Here is a 24470-nt window from a genome sequence, read left to right on the forward strand (position 1 = left end):
ATTCCGCAATCCGTAGCGCGTGACGGGAAATCAATCTTTCAATTTTCAGACACCCTGTGCTCAGCCTGGAGGTATGCGCACTTCCGGTGACGTCTCGAGAGGAACGATCTGCCATGCTACCGGCAGCTGTGGACACCGCCCTGTGGATCCGCCGATTTCATCCGAACCCGGACGCGAATGTCCGGTTGGTCTGCCTGCCGCACGCGGGAGGATCGGCGAGCTTCTACTACCCGGTGTCGGAATCATTGACGCCCGAGGTGGAGGTGCTGGCGGTTCAATACCCCGGCCGGCAGGACCGCAGGAACGAGCCGTGCGTCGAATCCGTCACAGAATTGGCAGATCTGATCGTCGAGGCGCTCGACCCGTGGTCGGACGAAAGGCCGATCGCGCTCTTCGGTCACAGCATGGGCGCCACCGTCGCTTTCGAGGTGGCGCGCGGGCTGGAGCGGCGGGGACGGCCCCCGGTCGCCCTGTTCGCCTCCGGCCGGCGCGCCCCGTCGCGCTACCGCGACGACCAGGTGCACCTCAAGGACGACCGGGCGATCGTCGAGGAGTTGCAGACGCTGAGCGGCACCGACTCCCGGCTGCTTGGCAACGAGGACCTGTTGCGCCTGGTCATTCCCGTGGTGAGGGCCGACTACAAGGCGGTGGAGACGTACCGCTGCGAGCCCGGCGCGAAGGTGTCGTGCCCGGTGAGCGTGCTGGTCGGTGACAGCGATCCCAAGGCGACCATCGAGGAAGCCAGGGCGTGGTCGGAACACACCGCCAGTGCGTTCGAACTCCAGGTCTACCCCGGCGGGCATTTCTACCTCAGCGCCCACCAGGACCGCGTCACCGATCTTCTCCTGGATCGGCTGGTGGACTCGGCGGCCGCATTTCTGGGGCAGCCTAGGGGTGTCCTTTAGGGGTTTCCCCATATTGGGTAGGGGTTCCCCTGTCGTATCGTGAAGAATACGATTGTTTTAGAAAAGGATCCAGCGGTGCGGATGTTCAGCTCGCGGGACCGCAGTGCTTCAGAACCACTTTTCGCTGCGCTTCTCCGCAGCCCGTCGAGCAAGAGGAAGGAGGAGTGACGCAGATGACCGCGAAACTCTTCTCGACCGACTCGGTGCAGACCTATTCCGAGATCGAACAGAACGCTCTGCGCGTGGCCGACGTGCTGGGTGAGAACGGTATCGGCCACGGTTGCCGGGTGATGCTGAAGGCGGGCAACTCGGCCGGCTGGGTCATCACGCTGCTCGCGCTGATGCACACCGGGGCGTCCATCGTCATGGTGGACAGCCAGCAGCGCGCAGAGCAGACGCGGCGGATCGCCGACCAGGCCGGCGTGAAGATGTGCATCGTCGACGAGGACGCGCCGCTCACCCACGACCAGAGCAAGATCTACGTCTACGAGCTGCTGGTGGCCGCCGCCAGCCGCATCCCGTTGCGCGACAAGCTCGACTTCACCGAGTGGGCCGAGCGCCCGGACGGGCTGCTCATGTGGTCGTCCGGTTCGACGGGCACCGCCAAGGGGATCGTGAAGTCCGGCGGCAAGTTCCTCGAGAACCTCCGCCGCAACGCGGCCCAGGTCGGGCACCGCGAGGGCGACGTGCTGATGCCGTTGCTGCCGTTCTCGCACCAGTACGGCCTGTCCATGGTGCTGATCGCGTGGCAGGAGCGCTGCTCCCTCGTGGTGGCGCCCTACCGCCGGATCGACCGCGCGCTGGTGATGGCCGGCCAGACCGGTGTCACCGTCGTGGACGCCACTCCCTCGACCTACCGCAGCATGCTCAACATCGTGGAGAAGCGCGCGGACGCCGGGCTGAAGCTCATCACGGTGCGCATGTTCTGCAGCGGTGCCGCGCCGCTCGACCCCAAGCTGAGCCAGGACTACGTGGAGAGGTTCGGCCTGCCGCTGCTCGACAGCTACGGCAGCACCGAGATGGGCAACGTCTCGTTCGCCACGCTCGAGAACCCCTTCGTCTGCGGCCAGGCCATGGAAGGCCTGGCGCTCAAGGTCGTCGACGACGACGGCAACGAGGTGCCCGCCGGCGAGATCGGCGAGGTGCTCGTCTACACCCCGGACGTGATGGAGGGCTACCTCGCCGAGGACGGCACGCTCGTGCCGCACCGGGAGACGTGGTACCACACCGGCGACTTCGGCAGCCTGGACGAGCACGGCAACCTGTCGGTGTACGGCAGGAAGTTCGCCGTGACGCGCATGGGGTACACGCTGTACCCGGAGATCATCGAGCGCCAGGTCGCCGAGAAGGGCTGTTCGGCCAAGGTCGTCTCTGTGCCCGACGACCGCCGCGGCTGCCAGCTGGTGTTCTTCGTGGAGGACTCGCTGAACCGCGCGCCGCGGTTCTGGCGCGAGCTGCTCTGCAAGGTGCTGCCGGCCTACGAGTGGCCCAACCGCGTGCAGGTGCTCGACCGGTTCCCGTTGAACGCCAACGGGAAGCCCGACCGCTTGCAGCTGGAGCAGATGGCGCTGAACAGCGTCGAGGGCGTGGCCGCGGAGACCCTCGAGGAAGAGGCCGCACGCCTGACCGTCTGAGCGTTCGACCGTCGATGTCAGTCAACACAACCGCTTTGCCAGAGCCACTGGGCATCCAGGGGAGGGAGGGGAACACCGTGGAGGAGAACCAGAACACAACGACCGAGGCCGAACAGGGTCGCACCGCCATCGTGTTTCCTGGGATGGGACCGTCCAGCTTCGCCGACGTCGGCAGGTACATGGTGCTCGACCGCTACGCCCGCCGGCGGCTGGCCGCCGCCGACGAGGCGTTGGGGTACTCGGTGCTGGAACGCTTCCGCGGCGCCGACGACGAGTACTCCGAGGCGACCCAGATCGCGTTCCTGATCAACTCGGTGGCTCTGGCCGACCGGGCCGTCGACGTGATGGGGCTGTCCCCGGACGTGTGCGTCGGCCCGAGCTTCGGGCAGAAGGCGGCGACCGCGTTCGTCGGGTCGCTGCCGTTCGCCGACGTCGTGCGGATGACGGCGGAGCTCGCCCGGTGCGAGGAGGAGTTCTTCTCCACCCAGTACTCCGACGTCGTCACCCAGTCGTTCGTCCGCGCTCCGAAGGAACGGACGATGGAGATCCTCGCGGAGATGGAGGCACGGGGGGAGTGGCACGAGATCTCCGGATTCCTCGACTCGGACTTCTACTTCGTGTCCGTTCGTGAGTCCTTCCTGGACGATTTCAAGCAGCGCATCCGGGCGGCGGGCGGGTACTCCATGTACTCGATGCGGCCGCCGGTGCACGCCAGGGCCTTCGGCGACCTGCGCCGCAAGGCGGAGGACGAGGTGTTCTCGCGTTACGAGGTCGCGGCGCCGCGGATGCCGGTGATCGCCGACCAGAACGGCGCGGTCGTCACGTCCGCCGACGACATGCGCACGATGCTGCTCGACACGTTCGACCAGCCGATCAACTGGCCGGACGTCGTGTCCGGGTTGCAGGCGGAAGGCGTGTCCGAGCTCTGGTTCACCGGGGCCGACAACCTCTTCCACCGACTCCACTGCACGACCAAGAACTTCCGTGTCACCGCTGTGACACCGAAGACGGCACTGAAACCCGCGAAAAAGAGCTGAGGCACTACCGTGATCGACGAGAGCTGGCCGCACCGGATCCAACCGTCCATCAACCCCCAGCGGACACCGGGACCGATCGACCTGCGCCGGAACTTCGCCCAGCCCGCGTACTCGGGCATCGCGACCTTCATGGGCGTGCCGGTCTGCCTGACGCAGGAGGACCTGCGGGCCGGCGAGGTCGACGTCGCGATCATGGGTGTTCCGCTCGACCAGTCCGTCGGTCACCGCGGCGCCGCCTTCGGCCCGCGCGCCATCCGCTCCGAGGAGCGGTACCTGTTCAACAACTACGAGGACCTGGTGCACGCCTCGACCAGGGTGCACCCGTTCCAGCAGCTGCGGGTGGTGGACTACGGCGACGCCGCCGTGGATCCCTTCAGCCACCCCAACTCCATGGAGCCCATCAAGGAGATGGTCACGGAGATCGCCTCGGTGGGCGCGACGCCGATCCTGCTCGGCGGCGACCACACGCTGCTGTGGCCGAGCGTCGCCGCGCTCAACGAGGTCCACGGCCCCGGTTCCGTCGCTGTCGTGCACTTCGACGCGCACCCCGACTGCCACGCCGAGGTCTACGGCAACACGGTCAGCCACACGACGCCGATCTACCGGCTCATCGAGGACGAGAAGATCCCCGGCACGAACATCGTGCAGTGCGGCCTGCGCGCCCACTCCGCGCCCGACGACAAGCAGTTCAACTGGATGCGGCGGCAGGGCATGAAGTCCCACTTCATGGCCGAGATCGAGCGGGTCGGGATGAACGCGGTGATCGACAAGCTCATCGCCGACGTCTCGCACGTGCCCAACGTGTACCTGTCGCTCGACATCGATGTCCTCGACCCGAGCCACGCGCCCGGCACCGGCACCCCGGAGCCCGCCGGACTGAGCACCCGCGAGCTCTTCCCCGCGCTGCGCAGGCTGGCGCACGAGACCAACGTGATCGGCATGGACGTCGTCGAGGTGGCGCCCAACATCGACCCCGGTTACTCCACGGCGTTGAACGCCCGGCGAGCGGTGTTCGAGGTCATCACCGGGCTCGCCATGCGCAAGATGCAGATCAGCAGCACCAACTACGTGAACCCGATCGTGTCCGGGCAGGTCAAGTTCCCGATGAAGTGAACGATCCCGTTCCGTTCTCGAGAGAGGCTGGGTTCGCAATGCGAGTCCTCACCAGCATCACAGGATCTCAGGGCCACGCGCGGGACATGCTCCCGCTGGTGCGCGCCATCGCCGAAGCGGGCCACGAGGTCCTGGTCGTGCTACCGCCCTCGCTGGCACCGGTCTACGCGGGCGAGGCGGTGCGCGTCGAGGCGGTGCTGCCCGAGATGTCCGACTCGATCATGGCGGTGATCGCGGCCGGTGCCCAGACGAGGGCCCGCGAGGCCGCGGAGTCCGGGTTGCCCGAGCGGCCGCCACCCGCGATGACGGTGTTCGACGAGATGCTGGTGATGGCCGGCGGACCGCACATCACCCCGACGTACCAGCTGATCATGGCGCTGGCCAAGGACTTCCGGCCGGACATCGTGGTCAGGGACTCGGCGGAGGTCGCCATCACCCTGGTCGCGGAGGAGCTCGGGTTGCCGCACGTCGCGGGCCCGTCCGGGACCACGCCGCTGATCGACATCGAACGCCTCGTCGGCCCGCTCAACGAGCGCAGGGAGGAACTGGGACTCACGCCCAGGTCCGATCCCGGTGCGCTGTACCGGTACGGGCGGTTCGACTCGGTGCCGGAGCGGTACGCGTTCTCGGCCTTCGACCTGCCTCCCGCGATCCGCTACCGGCAACCGGCCATCGTCGCCCGTGACGAGGTCCTGTCCCGGGAGATCGCCGACCTGCCCACCGACAAACCACTCGTCGTCGCCGCCATGGGGACCGTGCTGAAGGCGTTGTGGCAGTTCGCCCAGTACGGTCCACCGTCCGACGTCGACCCGTTCAAGGTGCTGCTGCAGTCCCTGGCGGCCGGACTGTCCGAACTGGACTGCTACGCGGTGCTCGCCACCGGCGGGCTGCCCACGGACGGCGTCGAGTTCGGTGCCAACGTGCTCGTGGTGAACCAGATGGCGCAGCCGCTGCTGTTGCAGTGCGCGGACCTGTTCATCACCCACGGCGGCTACAACAGCATCCGCGAGGCGATGATCGCCGGCACGCCGATGGCGGTGCTGCCGCAGTTCGGGGACCAGCCCTTCAACGCCGACCAGCTGGAGAAGCTGGGGCTGGGCAAGGTGATCCCCGCGACCACCGCGGCCGCCGTGCACGACACCTGCCAGGCCGTGCTCTCCTCGTCGGCGATCGAGCAGGAGATTCGGCGCGCTCGTCAGGAGATGCTCGCCCTGCCGCCGGTCGAGTCCGTCCTGCCGTACCTGGAGTCGCTCGTGCCGAACTCCTGACCGTGAGCGTTGCCGACAGGCCCACCTGCTTCGCGCGGGTGGGCCCGTCGACGTCGTAAACGGGTTGCTCCGACCGGCTCGCCCGTGTTGCCTGGGAGGGCACCGGAGACCTGGGGGAGCTGATCGATGCTGGACGGCGAGATCGCCATCGACGTGTCGCTGGCGGCCGAGTTGGTTCGCACCCAGTTCCCGTGCTGGCAGGGGTTGCCGCTGCGCGAGGTGCGGCACGGCGGCACCAGCCACGCGCTGTTCCGGCTCGGTGACGAGCTGGCGGTGCGGCTGCCCCGGCGGGAGTGGGCCTGGAACGAGGCGGCCAAGGAAGCGGCGATCGTCCCGCTGGTCGCGCCGCACGTGCCGGTCGCGGTACCGGAACCCGTCGCGCTCGGCCTGCCGGACGACCGCTACCCGTACCAGTGGTCGGTGGTGCGCTGGATCGAAGGTGACCTGGCGCCGATCGAGGACGTCAGCGAGAACACGCCGTTCGCGCTCGCCGAGGTGGTCCGGTCGCTGCACGCGATGGACGCGACCGACCGGACGTGGACCCCGAACCGGGGCCGGCCCGTCACACCCGACGACGACGAAGCGGTCCGCGTCAACATCGCGGCCCTGGGCGGCAGCCCGGCGCTGACGGCCGTCTGGGAGGACGCGCTCGCCGCCCCGAGCTGGGACGAGCCCGGCCGCTGGCTCCACTCCGACCTGCACGTCGGCAACCTGCTGTTCCGCGAGGGCGAGCTGACCGGCGTGATCGACTGGGGCAGCGCGGGCGTCGGTGACCCGGCGGCCAACCTCATGACCGCGTGGCTCTACCTGGACGAACGCGGGCGCGCGCGGTTCCGGCGCGAGCTGGGCGAGTTCGACGACGCCACCTGGGCTCGGGCGGGAGGCTGGGCGTTGCACCTCGCCGTGATCGCACTGCCGTACTACCGCGACACCAACAGGTTCCTCGCGGACATCGCGACCCGCACGCTCGACCAGCTCTGCCCCGGCTGGGACGGCTGACGCGGCTCCGTCCGTTGTGGACGGGCTGGAGCGTTGCGGCGCACCGGCTTCGTCAAAAACCGATCTTGGTGAACGGCTGGTGTCTGTCCCTCTGGACGGGATGAAAACCCTCACCCGGCATAGCACGTCGCGCTAGCCGCGAACCGGAGTAAGGCGCCCCGCCATCTGGTGCCATTCGTCAGGTTACGTATATGAGAAAGTTTCACTACCCCCTCGACGCCGCCTCGGGTTTGTGCGTACGGTGAGCGCGTTGTCACCGTACCGGCCAGTAGGAACCCTAGCTGAATTCCTTTCTCCCCACCCCTGCCGGGTGAGGAAGTGAGCGCAGTGAACATGCTGTCGGATCGAGATCGGGTGCTGTGCCTGAGCCCTTTCAGCACCCCCAACCCGGCCCTCGTGGTCGCCGCCGAACGGGCGGGCGCACTCGGTGTGCTCGACCTCGGACCGCACGCCGCCGCCGACCTCGCGCGGGTCGCCGCACGACACCCGCGCTCGTTCGGGGTGCGGGTGCACGGGCCGTTGGCGGTGCCGCTCCCGGATGCCGTCGACACGGTGGTGGTCGATCTTGCCCGCTACCGCCCGAACCCTGCTGAACTGGGCGAACGCCGCCTCCTCGCGGTCGTCACCTCGGTGGCGGAGGCTGCTGCGGCGATCGAGCACGGGGCGGCCGGGTTGATCGCGAAGGGTGCCGAGTCCGGCGGCCGAGTGGGTGGATCGCCCGCGTTCGTGTTGCTCCAGCAGGTGCTCGCGCTGACCGATCTGCCGGTCTGGGTGGCCGGGTCGATCGGGCCGGACACCGCCGCGGCGGCCCTCGCCGGCGGTGCCCGCGGGGTCGTGCTGGAAGGGCAGCTCGCACTCGTGGCGGAGGCCCGAAAACATATTTCCGGCGAAATTGTCAACGCGGTCCGGATGATGGACGGCGCCGACACCGTCGTGAACGACGGGTTACGCGTGCATGTTCGTCAAAACGCGCTCGAAATTGGTCAAGAAGGTTCCTTTGCTGATTCTTACCGTACCTCGTTCGGGACCGTCGGAGGTGTCGTCGGGGCCATTGCGCGAGGTGTGACCGAGAATCTCACCCTGGCGGGTGAGCGGAGGTCCGTCCGGCCGGGCGGACCGTTCTGCGACCGGGTGCCCGGCCTGCGTTACCCCATCGCGCAGGGGCCGATGACGCGTGTCAGCGACCAGCCCGCGTTCGCCGCCGCCGTCGCGGAAGGCGGCGCGCTGCCGTTCCTCGCGCTCGCGCTGATGGAGGGCGACGCGGTCCGCGCACTGCTCGACGAGACGGCGGCCGAGCTCGGCGAACGGCCGTGGGGCGTCGGTCTGCTCGGCTTCGCGCCGGCAGAACTCCGGGCCCGCCAGATGGCGGCCGTGCTCGCGGTCAAACCCCGGTACGCGATCGTCGCCGGCGGCACGCCCGCGCAGGCCCGCGAACTGGAGGACGCCGGCATCGAGGCGTTCCTGCACGTGCCGTCACCCGCGTTGCTGCGCCGGTTCCTCGACGAGGGCGCGCGCAAGTTCGTCTTCGAGGGTTCGGAGTGCGGCGGGCACACCGGCCCGCGCACCAGCTTCACGTTGTGGCAGCAGCAGATCGACGTGCTCAAAGGACGGGAGAAGGACCTCGCCGACGTCACCGCGCTGTTCGCGGGCGGGATCCACGACGCCCGCTCGGCCGCGATGATCGACGCCATGACCGCGCCGATCGCGGCGAACGGCGCGGCGATCGGCGTGCTGGTCGGCACCGCGTACCTGTTCACCGAGGAAGCCGTGACGCACGGCGCGATCCAGCCGGTGTTCCAGCAGGTCGCGCTGGAGTGCGAGGACACCGCGCTGCTGGAGACCTCGCCCGGCCACGCCGTCCGCTGCGCCCAGACGTCCTATGTGGACACCTTCGAGCAGGCGCGTGGCGAACTCGAAAGCCTGTCCAAGCAGGAGAGCTGGGAGCGGCTCGAACAGCTCAACCTCGGCAGGCTCCGGCTCGCCAGCCGCGGCCTCGTGCGCGAGAACGGGGTGCTCACCGAGGTCGGCGAGGACGAGCAACGCCGCGAAGGCATGTTCATGATCGGCCAGGTCGCCACCCTGCGCCACGATCGCACCACGATCGCGCAGCTGCACGAGGACATCACTTCCGGGGTGCTCCCCGAAACCGTTCACGAGACCACCGAGACGCAGCCGCTCGACATCGCCATCGTCGGCATGGCCGCGATCATGCCGGGCGCCCGCGACGTCGCCGAGTTCTGGGCCAACGTGCTCGCGGGCACCGACTCGATCACCGAGATCCCGCCGGACCGCTGGTCGCCCGAACGCTACGGCAGCCCGTTCCGCTGGGGCGGCTTCATCCCGCGCACGGCGTTCGACCCGTTGGCGTACGGCATCCCGCCCGCCTCGCTGACCTCGATCGAACCCGCTCAGCTGCTGGCGCTGGAAGTCTCCGCGAAAGCACTGCGGGACGCCGGGTACGCCACCCGCGTGTTCGACCGCGAACGCACGTCGGTGATCTTCGGCGCGGAGGCCGGTGCCGACCTCGCGAACGCCTACACGGTCCGCACCGCGTTGCCCGCGCTGGGCGTCCGCGGCCTCGAAGACCACCTGCCGGCGCTCACCGAGGACTCGTTCCCCGGCGTGCTCGGCAACGTCATCGCGGGCCGCGTCGCGAACCGGCTCGACCTCGGCGGCGCGAACTACACCGTCGACGCCGCCTGCGCGTCCAGCCTCGCCGCGCTCGACGTGGCGTGCAAGGAACTCGTCGGCGGCACCAGCGACATGGTCCTGTGCGGCGCGGTCGACCTGCACAACAGCGCGCACGACTACGAGATGTTCGCGTCGGTCAAGGCCCTGTCCGCCCAGGGCCGTTGTGCCACCTTCGACTCGGCCGCGGACGGCATCGCGCTCGGCGAGGGCGTCGCGGCGGTCGTGCTGAAGCGCCTCGCCGACGCCGAACGCGACGGCGACCGGGTGTACGCGGTGATCAAGGGCATCGGCGCGTCCAGCGACGGCCGGTCGAGGGGCCTCACCGCACCCCGGCCGGAAGGCCAGCAGCGCGCCCTGAAACGTGCCTACGCCTCGGCCGGGCTACCGGTCACCGAGGTCGGCCTGGTCGAGGCGCACGGCACCGGCACCGTCGTCGGCGACCGCACCGAACTCGCGGCGCTCACCGAGATGTTCGCCGGCCTCGAACCCGGCACCTGCACGATCGGCTCGGTCAAGTCGCAGATCGGCCACACCAAGTGCGCGGCGGGCCTCGCGGGCGTGATCAAGGCGGCGCTGGCCGTGCACACCGGCATCCGGCCCGGCACGCTGCACGTCAAGCAGCCCAACGCCTTCTGGGACGCGGCCACCAGCCCGTTCACCTTCGGCCACCGCACGTGGGCGAGCCGGCACCGGGTCGCGGGCGTCAGCGCGTTCGGCTTCGGCGGCACGAACTTCCACACCGTGCTCACCGGCTACCCCGGCGCCGACGAACCCCGGCACGGCCTGACCGCCTGGCCCGCCGAGCTGTTCCTGATCCGCGGCGACGCACACGCGGAAGCCGCTCGTCTCAAGACTTTGGCCGACGAGCGGACGCCGTTGCGAGAACTGGCGGCGGCCTGCGGCACCGGACCGGTTCAGGCGGCGTTCGTGGTCAGCGATCACGCCGCGCTGCGGAAGGCGCTCGACGACGTCGAGGCCGGGCGCGAGTCGGACGTGGTGTCGTGGCGCACCGGCGAACGGCCGCGGGTCGCGTTCCTGTACCCCGGTCAGGGCAGTCAGCGGCCGGGCATGCTGCTCGACCTCGTCACGGCCTTCCCCCGCCTGCAGGACTTCCTGGACGCCCGGTACGAGCGGGTGATGTACCCGCCCGCCGCGCTGACCGCGGAGGACGTCGCCCGGCAACGCGCCGAGATCACCGACACCCGCAACGCCCAGCCGGCGCTCGGCATCGCCGGGCTCATGGTCACCGCGCTGCTGGATTCCGTCGGCGTGCGGCCGGACCTGGCCGGTGGGCACAGCTACGGCGAGCTGGTCGCGTTGTCGGCGGCCGGTGTGTTCGGCACCCGGGAACTCCTGGACCTCAGCGCCGCACGGGCCGCGGCCATGCTGGAGGCGGTCGGCGAGGACCCCGGCACGATGGCCGCCGTGACGGCCTCGATCGACGCCGTGGAAGCGTTGCTGCCCAACGACGTCGTGGTGGCCAACCACAACTCGCCCGACCAGGTCGTGATCTCCGGCCCGACCGAGGCCGTGCACCGCGCGGTCGACCAACTCCGGGACGCCGGGTTGACGGTGAAGAACATCCCGGTCGCCGCCGCGTTCCACAGCCCGCTGATGGCCGGTGCGCGCGACCGGTTCGCCGTGGAGCTGGCCGGGATCGAGACCGGTGAGCCGCGGTTCCCGGTGTGGTCCAACGTGTCCGCGCGGCCGCACACCGACGTCCGCGCAGGGCTGTCCGCGCAACTCGCGGGCCGCGTCCGGTTCGTGGACCAGGTCGAGTCGATGTACCAGGCGGGCGCGCGGATCTTCGTCGAGGCCGGACCCGGCGGCGTGCTCACGTCGCTGGTGGGCAGGACCCTCGGTGACCGGCCGCACCAGGCGTTGCGCTGCGACGACCACGTGACGTTCCTGCGCACGCTCGCCGCACTCGCGGTCGCCGGTGTCGAGGTGGACACCGCGCCGCTGTTCGAGGACAGGGCCGAACCGGCCACGGCCGTGCCGCCGCGGCCGGGCTGGTACGTGGATGGAGGTCTCGTGCGGGACGCGAACGGCAACGCACTGCCCGGTGGGCTGCGGCCCGCGACCGAGTTCCCGACCCTGAAGGTGGGGTCCGGACTGGGCCGGGACGAGATCGTCGAGAAGTTCCTGGACGGCATGCGGGACGCGGTCAGCGCCCAGCGCGACGTCCTGCTGAGCTACCTCGGCACCGCGCCCGCCGAGGTGCCCGCGCCGAGGCAGGTCATCGACCAGCACCCCGTCGTGGTCGCGGAACCCGTGGCCAAGCCGCAGGAGGACGTCGGCGCGGTCGTGCTGCGGACGATCAGCGCCCGCACCGGCTACCCGGTCGAGATGCTGCAACCGGGCCTGGACCTCGAAGCCGACCTGTCGATCGACTCGATCAAGCGGACCGAGATCGTCGGCGAGCTGGTCGCGGAACTGGGCGCGGCGGGCGAGGTCGACGAACTGGCGCAGCTCAAGACGATCGAGGGGATCGTCGGCTGGTTCGGGGCCGCGACCCCGGTCGCGGCACGGGGCTTGGACGTCCGGGCCGTGGTGCTGAGGACGATCAGCACGCGGACGGGCTACCCGGTCGAGATGCTGCAACCAGGTCTGGACCTCGAAGCCGACCTGTCCATCGACTCGATCAAGCGCGCCGAGATCGTCGGCGAGCTGGCCCAGGAACTGGGGGCGCCGGGCGAGGTCGACGAGCTGGCGCAGCTCAAGACGATCGACGGGATCGTCGCCTGGTTCGGCGACACACCGGCCCTGCCGGCCGCACCCGTCGTCGCCGCTCCCGAAGTCGTGCCGGGTTCGACCGGACGGCTGGTGCGGCTCGTGCCCCAGGTCGTCCCGGCCGACCCCGCCAGTCCCACCGATCTCACGGGCAGGTCCGTGCTGATCATCGACGACAACGGCATCGGCCTCGAACTCGCCGACCTCCTCGAACGGCACGAGGCCGTGCCGCGCGTCGAGCCCGCGTTCCCGGACGACCTGACCGGCGTGGACGTCGTCGTGCGGCTGCAGGCCCGGCTGCCGGAGGCGTTCAGCGAGGTCAAGGCGTGCGTGAGGAGCGGCGTCGCGCTCGTCGTCGTGACCACCGGCGGCGGCACGTTCGGCTTCGACCACCAGCCCGACGAACTGCCCGCGGACATCGGCCTGCACGGCCTGATCCGCACGGCCGCGCTGGAGTACCCGGACCTCGTGGTGCGCTCGGTCGACGTCAACCCCAAGGAGAGCCACCGCGACATCGCCACCGCCCTGCTCGCCGAGATCGGCCCGGGCCCGGCCGTCGTCGGGTACACGGCAGGGCGTCGTCAGGTGATCGAGGCCGTCGAAACCGTGCTCCCGCAGGGAGAACTCGGCCTCGACGCCGACAGCGTCGTGCTGCTGACCGGTGGCGCCCGCGGCATCACCGCGCTGGCCGCCACCGCGCTCGCCGAACGCACCGGGTGCCACGTCGAGCTGATCGGCCGCACGCCGATCGCCGCCGAGGACCACCGGCTGGGCCACGCCACCACCGAGCCCGAGCTGGTGAGGGCGTTGTTCGAGCTGGGGGAGAAGGAGAACGTCCCGGCCAAGGCGCGCGAGGTTCTCGCCGAACGCGAGGTCCGCGCCACCATGGAACGGTTGCGCGACAAGGCCTCCAGCGTCCGGTACCACGAGTGCGACGTCACCGACGCCGAGGCCGTCCGCAGGGTCGTCGACGACATCACCGCCCGGTTCGGCCGGCTCGACGGCGTCATCCACGGCGCGGGAGTGCTGGACGACAAGCTGATCGAGGCCAAGACGCAGGAGTCGTTCGACCGCGTCTGGGCCACGAAGGTGGTAGGAGCCAAGGCGTTCAGCGACGGCTTCCTGGTCCTGTTCGGCAGCGTCAGCGGTGTGTTCGGCAACCGCGGCCAGGCCGACTACGCGGCCGCCAACGACGCGCTCGACCGGATGGCCCGGTTCTGGGGCGCACAGCGCAGGGTCGTCGCCGTCGACTGGGGTCCCTGGGCCGGGGCGGGCATGGCCGTCGGGCTCGCCGACGAGTACGCGCGCCGCGGCATCCCGCTGATCGAACCGGGCCAGGGCGTCGACGCGCTGCTCAACGAGATCGCGACCGGCCAGGACGTGCAGGTGGTCTACCGATGGGAGGCATAGCGATCGTCGGGATCGGCGCCGTCTTCCCCGGCGCCCCGGACGCGGCGGCCTTCTGGCGCAACATCGCCGGCGGTGTCGACGCGATCGGCCAGATCCCCGCGGGCCGCTGGGACCCGGCCACCTACTACGACCAGGACAGCCGCTCCGGCGACCGGTTCTACTGCCGGCGCGGCGGGTTCGTCGACGACCTCGCGGAGTTCGACCCGACCAGGTTCGGCATCATGCCGTCCACAGTGGACGGCGCGGAGCCCGACCAGCTGCTCGCCCTGGCGACGGCCGCCGAGGCCATCGCGGACGCGGGCGGCGAGGCCGTCCTGCCGTCCCGCGACCGCGTCGGCGTGGTCGTCGGGCGCGGCGGCTACCTCACGCCGGGGTGCGCGAAGCTCGACCAGCGGGTCCGGCTCGCCGACGAGGTCGTCTCCGTCGTCCAGGACCTGTTCCCGCACCTCGCCGGCAGCGAGATCGACACGGTCCGGCAGGCCATCCGCGAGCGGTTCGGGCCGGAGCAGCCCGAGTCGTCGATCGGGCTCGTGCCGAACCTCGCCGCGTCCCGCATCGCCAACCGGTTCGACCTCAAGGGCACCGCGTACACGGTCGACGCCGCCTGCGCGTCCGGGCTCGTCGCCGTCGAGCACGCCGTCCGCGAACTCCAGGAGGGCCGCGCGGACGCGATGATCGCGGGCGCCGTCCACGTGTGCCACCACCCGACGTTGTGGAGCGTGTTCACCCAGCTCAGAGCGTTGAGCCCGAGCGAACGCATCCGGCCGTTCGACGCGAACGCCGACGGCACCCTGCTGTCCGAGGGCGTCGGCATGGTCGTGCTCAAGCGACTGGAGGACGTCGGCGACGAACGGGTCTACGCCGTCATCCGCGGCATCGGCTCCGCGAGCGACGGCCGTGCGACCAGCATGATGACGCCGAACCCCGAGGGCCAGCTCCTCGCCGTGCACCGGGCCTGGGCCAGCGCCGGACTCGACCCGCGCCGCGACGCGCCGGGGTTGATCGAGGCGCACGGCACCGCCACGCCCGCCGGGGACGCCGCCGAACTCCAGACGATGATCAGCGCGTTCGGCGAGCAGGGCGACGAGATCGGCATCGGCACGGTCAAGTCGATGATCGGCCACGCGATGCCCGCCGCCGGGATGGCCGGGCTGATCAAGGCGGCGCTCGCCCTGCACCACCACACCCTTCCGCCGACCCTGCACGTCGAGAACCCGCACAGCAGCTTGACCGGCACCAGGTTCGCGCCCGTGACGAGTGCTCGCGAGTGGACCGGACGGCACCGCGCGGTCGTCAACGCGTTCGGGTTCGGCGGGATCAACGCCCACGCGGTCCTCGACGGCCACACCATCGCGAAGCCGCGCAAGCCCGTGATGACGTTCGCCGCCGACACCGCCGACGAACTCGCACGGGCGTTGAAGGAACGCCGGACCTCCAGCGCCGACCGGGCGTTCCGGCTCGCCATCGGCAACCCGGACGACCGCAAGCTCGAGCTCGCCGAACGCGTGGTGCAGCAGGGCAGGGCGTGGCCGGGCCGGCACGACATCTGGTTCAGCCCGCAGCCGTTGCTCAGCAGCACCGACCAGGTCGCGTTCCTGTTCCCCGGCTTCGAGCGCGAGTTCAGCGGCGAGGTCGTGGAGCACGCGATCGGGCTGCTCCAGGACGGCCGCAGGGAGGCCCGCGAACTCATGGCGCTCGGCATCACGCCGGGCGCGCTCGCCGGGCACAGCATGGGCGAGTGGACCGCGATGGTCGTCGGCGGCATCTACCCGACGATCGACCAGTTCGTCGGTGCGCTCGGGCCGGGCGCGGTCGCCGTCGTCGACATCGCCTACGCCGCGCTGGGGTGCTCCGCCGGCACCGCCGAGCGGTACCTGGTGGACGGCGTCACGATCAGCCACGACAACTGCCCGCACCAGTCGGTGATCTGCGGCCCGATCGAGAAGCTCGAAGAGGTCCTCGGCACCTTGAAGGCGAACGGCGTGATGGCGCAGCTGATGCCGTTCCGCACCGGCTTCCACACCCCGGCGCTCGCCCCGTACCTGGGCCGTGCCAAGGAGATGCTGGACGCGCTGCCGGTGCGCGCGTCGGACGTCCCGGTGTGGTCGGCGAACTCCCTCGCACCGATGGCCGCTCAGGACGTCCGCGAGCTCGTGCTGCGGCACCTGGTCGAGCCCGTCCGGTTCCGCCCGTTGCTGCAACGGCTGCACGACAACGGCTTCCGGGCGTTCGTCCAGATCGGACAGGGCAGCCTGCCCGGGTTCGTCGGCGACACGTTGCACGACAGGCCGCACATCGCCGTGAACGCCGACATCGCGCCGGAGGCGCTGTGGGCGTTCGGGCTCAAGCGCGGCACGGCGCACAGGGTCAAGCTCCGGCTCGGCACGCGGAAGATCAAGGTCGAGCCGCTGCTCAGCCAACCCGCGTTGAGCACCGAACCGATCGCGGACGACAGCCCGATGTCCGCCGCCGTCACCAAGCTCCTCGCACACACCAACGCCGTGGCGCGCGAGGTCGCCGGCGCGCTGCGGCCGAACGAGGCGGGCTTCACCCGCGAGTTCTCGCTGCGGACCATGCCGGAACTCGTCGACCACTCGGTGTTCCCGCAGGCGCCCGGCTGGCCGGACCTCGCCGACGGGTTCCCGATCGTGCCCGCGACCGGCCTGCTGGAGGTGTTCGCCGACGCCGCGCGCAGGCTCACCGGCGGCGCGGTGCACGGGTTCGACCAGGTCAGGGCCAAGCGCTGGCTCACCGCGCTGCCCGCCACCACGGTCAAGGTCTCGGCCCGGTCCGAAGGCCCGGACCGGGTCGTCGTGAAGGTCGGCGACTACGCCGAGGGCGTCGTGCTGATGTCCCCGCAGACCCCCGAACGCGTCGGCAGGCAGCTCGAAGGGGTGCGCGAGGCCCCGGTGCCGGCCGCCGAGCTGTACCGCGACAACTGGATGTTCCACGGACCGGCGTTCGCGGGCGTCACGAAGATCGAGTGCCTGGCGGACAACGGGATCGCGGGCGTGCTGACCCCGTTGCCCGCACCGGGAGCGTTGCTGGACAGCGCCGGGCAGCTGATCGGCCACTGGATGCAGGTCTGCCACACGGTCGACCAGACGGTGCTGCCGACCGGGATCGAGCGCGTCACGTTCCACGGCCCTGCCCCGACCGGCGACGTCCACTGCACCGCGTGGATCCGCGAACTGACGGACCAGACCATGGTCGGCGACCTCGAACTGACCGCGAACGGCGTGCTGTGGTGCCGGATCACCGGCTGGACCACCCGCCGGTTCACCACCGACGACCGCATCTGGCAGGTCAAGCTCAAGCCCGGCACCGAGATGCTGTCCACACAGGACGGTCAGTGGCTGCGCGTGGCGGAGAACTGGTCGGACAGCGCGACCCGCGACCTGATCATGCGCCGCTACCTGAACTCGGCGGAGCGCAAGCACTACGGCGGTCTGGACGTGCCGGCCCAGCGCGACTGGCTGCTGCGCGTGATCGCGGTGAAGGACGCCGTGCGCTCCTGGCTGTGGGGCCGCGGGGCGGGGCCGGTCTACCCGGCGGAACTCACCGTCACCGCCGACGGACGGGTGCGCGGGGCCTTCGCCGTCCCGCGCGTCGAAGTCACCAGTGAACGAGGGCACGCCGCGGCCCGCGTGCGAACGGAGATCTGATGGACGAGGTGCTGCAGCAGGTCGCGAAGCTGATCACCGAGGTGGTCGGGCCCGACTTCCTGCTGGGCGTGGAGATCACCCGCGACACCACGTTCAGCGACGACCTGGGCCTGGAGTCGATCGAGTTCGTCGCGCTGGCCGACAAGCTCAACGCCCACTACGGCGTCGACCTCGTGGCCTTCCTGGCGGACATGGACATCGACGAGATCATGGCGATGTCCGTCGGCCGGCTCGTCGACCACATCACGGCCCGTGTCTGACGTCCACGCCCGAGGGCTGCGGTTCCACGTGCAGCGGCTCGGGCCGGCGGAAGGCCCGACCGTCGTGTTCGTGCACGGCCTGGTCATGGACAACCTGTCGAGCTTCTACTACACGCTCGCCGCGCCGCTGGCCAAGGCCGGGTTCGGCACCGTGCTGTTCGACCTGCGCGGCCACGGCCTGTCCGAACGCCCGCCGACCGGGTACACGCCCGAGGAGAGCGCTCTCGACCTGATCGCCGTGCTGGACGAGATCGGCGTGACCGAGCCCGTCCACCTGCTGGGCAACAGCTACGGCGGGGTCGTCGCGATGCACGCGGCCGTCCAGGCGCCCGACCGGGTGGGCGGCGTCGTGCTGGTCGAGTCGGCGGTCGGGGGAGTGGTCGGCGACGCCTGGTTCGAGGACATCACCAACACCCTGACGGTCGCGGCGCTCGGGCTGGAGTTCGACCGCACCCAGGACCAGTTGATGGCACTGGGTCAGCGCAAGATCGCGAAGCTCGCCGTGAACGCCAACGCGTTGCTCAACGGCACGACGCTGATCGACGACCTCGGGTCCGGCGCCAAGCTCGACCTGACCGAGGTGCGGTGCCCGGTGCTCGGGGTCTACGGCGCCGAGTCCGAACTCGTCGGTGCCGCCGCCGAACTGCGCGAGCGCATCCCGTCGTGCCGCCTGCACGTCGTGTCCGGGCTGGGCCACACGGTGCTGCGCGAGGCCACCCCGGAACTGCTCGAGGTGCTCTTCGACTGGTTGCCGTCATGAGCCGGTTCCTGTTCGTCGTGCCGCCGCTGACCGGCCACGTCAACCCGACCGCCTCGGTGGGCGGTGAGTTGCTGGCGCGCGGGCACGGGGTGGCGTGGGTCGGGCACCCCGGCACGTTGCGGACGCTGTTGCCGGACGACGCGAGGATCTTCCCGGCGATCGACGATGCGCTGGAGGCCGACATCCGCGCGAAGCGGGAGCGGTGGCTCGCGTTGCGCGGGATGGCGGTGCTCAAGTTCTTCTGGGAGGAGTTCCTGATCCCGCTCGGGCACTCCATGGTCCCCGGCGTCGAGGCGGCGGTGCGGGCGTTCCGGCCGGACCTGGTGGTCGCGGACCAGCAGGCGCTGGCCGGGCCGTTGGTGGCGCGGGAGTCAGGACTGCCGTGGGTGACGTCGGCGTCGACGTCGGCGGAGCTGGTCAATCCACTGAGGACGATGCCGAAGGTCGACGCCTGGGTGCGGGACCTGCTGCACGACTTCGCCGGTGGGGACGTCCGGTTCTCCGAACGGCTGGTGCTGGTCTACAGCTCGAAGGCGTTGGTGGCGGGGGAGTTCGGGGACGAGGTCGCCTTCGTCGGCCCGGCTCTGAGCCACCGGGTGGAACGGACCGGCTTCCCGTGGGACTGGCTGGGGGGTTCGCCGGGGGGAGGAGCGGCGGGCAGGTCGCCGGGACTCGCGGGGCGATGCGTGCTCGTGTCGCTCGGCACCCTCAACGGACCTGCCGGTGAGCGTTTCCTCGGCCAGACCCTCGAAGCCGTGGACGGGCTTCCCGTGCGGGTGGTCATGGTCGCCGAACCGCGACCCGCGCCGTCCAACGTCCTGGTCCTCCCGTCCGTCCCGCAACTCGCGCTCCTGCCGCACCTGGACGCCGTCGTCACGCACGGCGGCCACAACACGGCCTGCGAGGCGCTGGCCCACGGACTCCCGCTGGTCGTCGCCCCGATCCGGGACGACCAGCCCACGGTCGCCGCCCAGGTCGTCGCGGCGGGCGCGGGCGTCCGTCTCACGTACTCGCGGGCGCGGGCAGCAGACATCCGCAGCGCACTCACCTCCGTGCTGGACGAGCCGGAGTACGCGGCCGCCGCCGGGGCAGTGCGCGACTCGTTCCTGGCGGCGGGCGGCGCGGCCGCCGCGGCCGACCGACTCGAAAAGGTGGTGGCCGGGTGATCCTCACCGTGGTGGTCGTGCTGGTCGTCCTGCTGGACGTCCTGCGGCTGCGATCCCGCGCGTCCAAGCTGCGTGTGCTCCCCCGGGGCGCGGGCGAGCACACGCTGCTCACCGCCACCGGGGTCCGTCCCGAGGGCTCGTGGGAGACCGAGGACGACCTCGTCGACCTCGTGCCGCGGGACCTGCCGACGGTGGCGGCGCTCGACCTGCTCGGCGCGGTCGACCCCGGCGAGTACCGCGACGACCAGTGGGCGCGCGGGATCAGCGCGGCGCAGGCCGTGCTGGTGCGGGAGAAGTACGCGGAGGAGTTCGACACCGACGATCCGACGGAGTTCGTGGCGTTCGTGCGGCGGGTCAAGGACCACGTGCACGCCAAGGTCGACATCGCCGTGGCACCGGGGCTGCGGGCCGGGCCGTACGACCTCGGGTACCGCGCGGCGATGCTCCGCCGGCTCGGGAAGCGGCCATCGCTGTGGATCGCGGGCTCGGTCATCGGGTACGCGACCGTCGTCGGTGCTCTGATCACCGACTGGCGGTGGGGACTCGTCGCGCTCGCCGCCTACTGGGCGCACCCGGTCCTGGTGTTCGCCGGCACGCCGTTGAAGCCGCGCGACCTGTGGGTGCCGCGCGTCCTGCGCACGCCGTACCTGTGGTTCAAGACGTCCGGCGGCAAGAAGTCCACCGCCGAGAAGCGACAGGCCGAACACCTCGCGCAGGCCGCGCCCTGGTACGAGGAGAACCGGGACAGGAACTTCCACGAGGCACCGCGCGACGACTGCCCGTCGTGCGGCAGCACCGACCTGCGCCGCTGGGTCACCGCGACGGACCTGGTGCAGCGCAAGCCCGGGAAGTTCACCATGGACCGGTGTGTCCGATGTGGACACGTCTGGCAGAACCCGCGCCTCACCGGCGAAGGCCTCGGCTTCTACTACCGCGACTTCTACGACGGCCTCGGCGAGACGTCGGCGGAGGCGGTGTTCTCCGGCAAGACCGACCCCTACTACGGCCGGGCGCGCATGGTCGAGCCGTTCACCACGCCCGAACGGTGGCTGGACGTCGGCTCCGGGCACGCGCACTTCTGCCTGGGCGCCAAGGAAGTGCTGCCGCACACCAAGTTCGACGGGCTCGACCAGGGCGCGGCCATCGAGGACGCGGCCAGGCTCGGCCGGATCGAGCAGTCCTACCGGGGCAGCTTCAAGGACTTCGCGGGTGAGCTCCGGGGCCGTTACGACGTGATCAGCATGCACCACTACCTGGAACACGTGCGCGATCCGTGGGAGGAGCTCGACATCGCGGCCGACGTGCTGCCACAGGGCGGGTACCTGCTGATCGAGCTGCCGGACCCGGAGTGGCGGCTCGGCCGGTTGTTCGGCCAGTACTGGATGCCGTGGTTCCAGCCGCAGCACCAGCACATGATGCCCATCGGCAACCTGCAGCACGCGCTGGCCGACCGCGGCCTGACCACGGTGGCCACCGAACGCAGGGAAGCCCACCTCTGCAACGACTTCACGCTCGCGTTGCTGCTGTGGCTGGGCGACAAGGCACCGCGCACGCCCGCGCCGTGGCGTCCCGAGGAGGTCAGGCTGCGCCGCACCCGCAGCTTCCTCGTGTGGACGCTCGGCATCCCGGCGTTCTTCGTCGCGCTGGCGCTCGACCAGACCGTCAACCGGTTCGTGGCCGCCCGCACCGGCAACGGCAACGCCTACCGCCTGCTGGCGCGGAAGTCATGACGGACATCGCGGACCGGCCGGAGATCGCGCCGGAACTCCGGCTCGTCCCGCACGCGTTCCGGCGCACGTTCGGCAGGCCGGCCCAGGGCGTCTGGTACGCACCGGGCGTGGTGAACCTGCTGGGCGGCGCGGTGCGGGTGCCCGCCAGGTGGGGCGCGATCGTCGCGGGCGATCGGCGCGACGACGGCGTCCTCGAGCTGGTGTCGGTGAACCGGCCCGCCGAACGCGCCGTGCTGCCTTCCGACGACGTGCCGGCCTGGGCGCGGGACGTGCGCGCGAGGGGCGGCGCCACGTTGATGTGCAGCGTGGACCTGCCGCGGGGGAGCGGGCTCTCCGCCGGCGAGGCACTCAACGCGGCCATCGCACTCGCGCTCGACGAAAGCGACCAGCCGGACCCCGAGGTGCTCGACCTGCCCGGCCAGCGGCTGCTCGTGGTCGACACGAGGATCCGGCGGGAGGAACCGCAGGTGGAACGACCGCACACCCCGGGAACACAGGACCTCGGGACGGAACTCACGGCCTACCACCGCGCCCAGAGCCCGGATCCCGAGCAGGACGCGGTGGTGCAGGCCGCGCTGCAGGCCGGCGCACGCGGCGCGAGCATGCTGATCGACCCACCGGGCAGGCCCGCCGTCGCACTGGTCGACGCGGACCTCGTCCCGGCGGTCCGGAAGGCGATCACGAAGGCGGTGGAGACCCCTCCCCGTTACCTCACGATCACGCCCGGCCCCTTCAAGGCAACGGCTTCACGGTGAACTCGGCCCGGCGCAGGTCCTTCGAGCTCGGCCCCACGAGCAGGACGAACTCGCCGGGCTCCACCACCCGCAGACCGGCGGCGTCGACGATCGTGCAGTCCGACACCGGCAGTTCCAGGTCGACCTTGACGGTCTCACCGGGTGCCACGTCGACCTGGCTGAACGTCTTGAGCTCCTTGTCCGCCCAGCTCACCGACGTGACGGCGTCGCTCACGTAGACCTGCACGGTCTCGCGCGCGGGCCGCGACCCGGTGTTCGTCAGCGTGATCGACGCCCGCACCGTCTCGTCCGGGCGCAGCACCGCCGTCTCGACGTGCAGGTCGCCGTACTCGACCGTGGTGTACGACAGGCCCTCGCCGAACACGAACGCCGGCTCCTGCGTCAGGTCGGCGTAGCGCGTGCCGTGCTGGCCGCGGATCTGGTTGTAGTACGTCGGCTGCTGACCGGCGTGCGCGGCGAACGAGATCGGCAGGCGGCCGCTCGGCTCGACGAGGCCGTGCAGCACCTCCGCGATCGCCCGGCCGCCCTGCATGCCGGGGTTCGCGACCCACAGCAGCGCGGCGGCGTTGCGCGCCGACGGCGGCAGCACCAGCGGTTTCGACGCGAGCAGCACCACGACCAGCGGCTTGCCGGTCTCGGCCAGCGCGTCGAGCAGGGCGATCTGGCCGCCGATCAGGTCGAGCGTGGCGGTGGACCGGCCCTCGCCGACCAGTTCGATCTGGTCACCGACGACCGCGACCACGTAGTCCGCGTCCTGGGCGGCCGCGACGGCCTCGGCGATCAGGTTCGTGTCCGGCGGGCAGGCCTGCACGATCTTCGGACGCGGCTGGCCGTCCGGGAACGTGTCGCCCTCGGGGTCCGGCTCCAGCGTCAGGATGTCGGCGCCGCGCGCGTACGTCACCTCGCCCGACGACAGCTCGCGCAGTCCGTCGAGGACGGTGGTGATCATCTCGCGCGGGTGGCCGTTGGGCAGCCAGTCGGCCTGGCCGGACGACCCGGCCCAGTCGCCGAGCTGCGTCTGCGCGTCGTCCGCGAGCGGGCCGACGACCGCGATCTTGGCCTTGGGCCGGGTGAACGGCAGCACGCCGTCGTTGCTCAGCAGCACCAGCGACCGCCGCGCGACCTGCAGGTTCAACGCCACGTGGTCGTCGTGGTTGATCATCGTCCGCTGGCGTTCGGCGTCGGGCCTGCGCGGGTTCTCGAACAGCCCGAGGTCGAACTTCAGCGTCAGGATCCGGGTGACCGCGCGGTCCAGGTCGGACTCGGCGAGCAGCCCCTCCTCGACGGCCTGCAGCGCGCCGTCGAAGAACTGCGGGGTCGTCATGATCATGTCGTTGCCGGCCTTCACGGCGGCCGCCGCGGCGTGCATGTGGTCGGGCTGCAGCTTCTGCTCCCAGACCATGCGGCCGACGTTGTCCCAGTCGGTGATCAGGGTGCCCTGGTAGCCCCACTCACCGCGCAGCACCTCGTCCAGCAGCCACGAGTTGACCGTGATCGGCACGCCGTCGGTCGTCTGGTAGCCGAGCATGAACGTCGCGCAGCCCTCCCGGGCGACCTTCTCGAACGGCGGCAGGAACCACGAGCGCAGCTTGCGCCGCGACAGGTCCGCCTCGCTCGCGTCGCGCCCGCCCTGGGTCTCCGAGTACCCGGCGAAGTGCTTCGCGGTCGCGAGGATCGCCGTCTCGTCCGCGAGGCCGGTGCCCTGGTAACCGCGCACCATCGCGGCCGCGAGTTCCCCGATCAGCACCGGGTCCTCGCCGAACGTCTCGTCCACGCGGCCCCAGCGCAGGTCCCGCGCGATGCACAGGACCGGCGAGAACGTCCAGTGCACGCCGGTCGCGGCGGCCTCGACGGCGGTGACGCGGGCGACCTGCTCGACGAGTTCCGGGTCCCACGACGCGGCCATGCCGAGCTGGGTCGGGAAGATCGTCGAGCCCTCGTAGAACGAGTGGCCGTGGATGCAGTCCTCGGCGATCAGCAACGGCACGCGCAGGCGTGTCTGCGTGGTGAGGTCTTGCGCGCGCAGCACTCGTTCCGGCGAGGTGTGCAGGATCGACCCGACGTGCTTGCGCAGCACGTGGTCGTCCAGGTCCTCCCTCGAGTCCAGCTGCATCATCTGGCCGACCTTCTCGGCCAGCGTCATGCGGCCGAGGAGGTCGGCGACCCGCTCTGCGGTGGGCAGCGTGGCGTCGAGGTAGGGCACGTCGTCGCGATCCATGTGGTCTCCGAGAGGGCTCGTGCGGCGGCAGCGTCTATGGGAGCGCTCTCACAGTAGATACCTGAAACCGGTTCCGCGCGGAACCGGTTTCAGGATTTCCGGTACAAACGAATCGGTTGAGTAACC

General features: G+C 70.7%; 14 protein-coding genes. 13 read left to right on the forward strand and 1 reads right to left on the reverse strand.

Annotated elements, in window-relative coordinates; translation table 11 throughout:
• Nucleotides 1-56: 56 nt before the first annotated feature.
• The 13 genes from QSK25_RS04180 (at nt 57) to QSK25_RS04240 (ending at nt 22126) form a co-directional block, all read left to right on the forward strand.
• Entirely contained in the window at nt 57-905 is an 849-nt protein-coding gene (locus tag QSK25_RS04180) for a thioesterase II family protein (RefSeq protein WP_352235706.1), read from the forward strand.
• Between the two features lie 173 nt (nt 906-1078).
• On the forward strand, nt 1079-2539 hold the full coding sequence (locus tag QSK25_RS04185; protein WP_285633076.1) for a class I adenylate-forming enzyme family protein: 1461 nt from the start codon (nt 1079-1081) through the stop codon (nt 2537-2539).
• A gap of 77 nt (nt 2540-2616) precedes the next feature.
• Nucleotides 2617-3576: an ACP S-malonyltransferase gene (locus QSK25_RS04190; RefSeq protein WP_285633079.1), complete on the forward strand. Its 960-nt coding sequence runs from the start codon at nt 2617-2619 to the stop codon at nt 3574-3576.
• 9 nt (nt 3577-3585) lie between these two features.
• The gene (locus QSK25_RS04195; RefSeq protein WP_285633082.1) at nt 3586-4689 is read left to right on the forward strand and encodes an agmatinase family protein; all 1104 of its coding nucleotides are present in this window, start codon (nt 3586-3588) and stop codon (nt 4687-4689) included.
• Between the two features lie 38 nt (nt 4690-4727).
• Nucleotides 4728-5957, forward strand: a complete 1230-nt coding sequence (locus QSK25_RS04200; RefSeq protein ID WP_285633085.1) for a glycosyltransferase — start codon at nt 4728-4730, stop codon at nt 5955-5957.
• A 126-nt stretch (nt 5958-6083) separates the two neighbouring features.
• Complete coding sequence (locus tag QSK25_RS04205; RefSeq protein WP_285633089.1) at nt 6084-6956, forward strand: aminoglycoside phosphotransferase family protein; 873 nt, start codon at nt 6084-6086, stop codon at nt 6954-6956.
• Nucleotides 6957-7274: 318 nt separating this feature from the next.
• A complete protein-coding gene (locus QSK25_RS04210) occupies nt 7275-13790 on the forward strand; it encodes a type I polyketide synthase (RefSeq protein WP_285633091.1) in 6516 nt (2171 codons plus the stop codon).
• A complete protein-coding gene (locus tag QSK25_RS04215; RefSeq protein ID WP_285633094.1) occupies nt 13778-17455 on the forward strand; it encodes a beta-ketoacyl synthase N-terminal-like domain-containing protein in 3678 nt (1225 codons plus the stop codon). The genes QSK25_RS04210 and QSK25_RS04215 overlap by 13 nt, the downstream gene beginning before the upstream one ends.
• Nucleotides 17455-17715 carry an acyl carrier protein gene (locus tag QSK25_RS04220; protein WP_036014077.1) on the forward strand — a complete coding sequence of 87 codons (261 nt, stop codon included), beginning with the start codon at nt 17455-17457 and terminating at the stop codon, nt 17713-17715. The genes QSK25_RS04215 and QSK25_RS04220 overlap by 1 nt, the downstream gene beginning before the upstream one ends.
• Nucleotides 17708-18475: an alpha/beta fold hydrolase gene (locus QSK25_RS04225; RefSeq protein ID WP_285633119.1), complete on the forward strand. Its 768-nt coding sequence runs from the start codon at nt 17708-17710 to the stop codon at nt 18473-18475. The genes QSK25_RS04220 and QSK25_RS04225 overlap by 8 nt, the downstream gene beginning before the upstream one ends.
• Complete coding sequence (locus QSK25_RS04230) at nt 18472-19641, forward strand: glycosyltransferase (protein WP_285633121.1); 1170 nt, start codon at nt 18472-18474, stop codon at nt 19639-19641. Before QSK25_RS04225 ends, QSK25_RS04230 begins: the two co-directional genes overlap by 4 nt.
• Nucleotides 19638-21371, forward strand: a complete 1734-nt coding sequence (locus QSK25_RS04235; RefSeq protein WP_285633123.1) for a methyltransferase domain-containing protein — start codon at nt 19638-19640, stop codon at nt 21369-21371. Before QSK25_RS04230 ends, QSK25_RS04235 begins: the two co-directional genes overlap by 4 nt.
• The gene (locus QSK25_RS04240) at nt 21368-22126 is read left to right on the forward strand and encodes a hypothetical protein (RefSeq protein ID WP_285633125.1); all 759 of its coding nucleotides are present in this window, start codon (nt 21368-21370) and stop codon (nt 22124-22126) included. Before QSK25_RS04235 ends, QSK25_RS04240 begins: the two co-directional genes overlap by 4 nt.
• Here QSK25_RS04240 and QSK25_RS04245 read toward each other — a convergent pair.
• Entirely contained in the window at nt 22104-24344 is a 2241-nt protein-coding gene (locus QSK25_RS04245) for an exo-beta-d-1,3/1,6-glucosidase (RefSeq protein ID WP_285633127.1), read from the reverse strand. The two genes, QSK25_RS04240 and QSK25_RS04245, sit on opposite strands and share 23 nt — an antisense overlap.
• Between the last annotated feature and the right edge of the window lie 126 nt (nt 24345-24470).

It is taken from the genome of Lentzea sp. NBRC 102530, from assembly GCF_030269365.1.
Classification (GTDB): Bacteria; Actinomycetota; Actinomycetes; order Mycobacteriales; family Pseudonocardiaceae; genus Lentzea.

Excerpts from the sequence above, each read along its gene's own strand:
- QSK25_RS04185 (WP_285633076.1), top strand. The coding sequence starts at position 1,079 with ATGACCGCGAAACTCTTCTCGACCGACTCGGTGCAGACCTATTCCGAG.
- QSK25_RS04200 (WP_285633085.1), top strand. The coding sequence starts at position 4,728 with ATGCGAGTCCTCACCAGCATCACAGGATCTCAGGGCCACGCGCGGGAC.
- QSK25_RS04205 (WP_285633089.1), top strand. The coding sequence starts at position 6,084 with ATGCTGGACGGCGAGATCGCCATCGACGTGTCGCTGGCGGCCGAGTTG.
- QSK25_RS04215 (WP_285633094.1), top strand. The coding sequence starts at position 13,778 with ATGGGAGGCATAGCGATCGTCGGGATCGGCGCCGTCTTCCCCGGCGCC.
- QSK25_RS04220 (WP_036014077.1), top strand. The coding sequence starts at position 17,455 with ATGGACGAGGTGCTGCAGCAGGTCGCGAAGCTGATCACCGAGGTGGTC.
- QSK25_RS04230 (WP_285633121.1), top strand. The coding sequence starts at position 18,472 with ATGAGCCGGTTCCTGTTCGTCGTGCCGCCGCTGACCGGCCACGTCAAC.
- QSK25_RS04240 (WP_285633125.1), top strand. The coding sequence starts at position 21,368 with ATGACGGACATCGCGGACCGGCCGGAGATCGCGCCGGAACTCCGGCTC.
- QSK25_RS04245 (WP_285633127.1), bottom strand. The coding sequence starts at position 24,344 with ATGGATCGCGACGACGTGCCCTACCTCGACGCCACGCTGCCCACCGCA.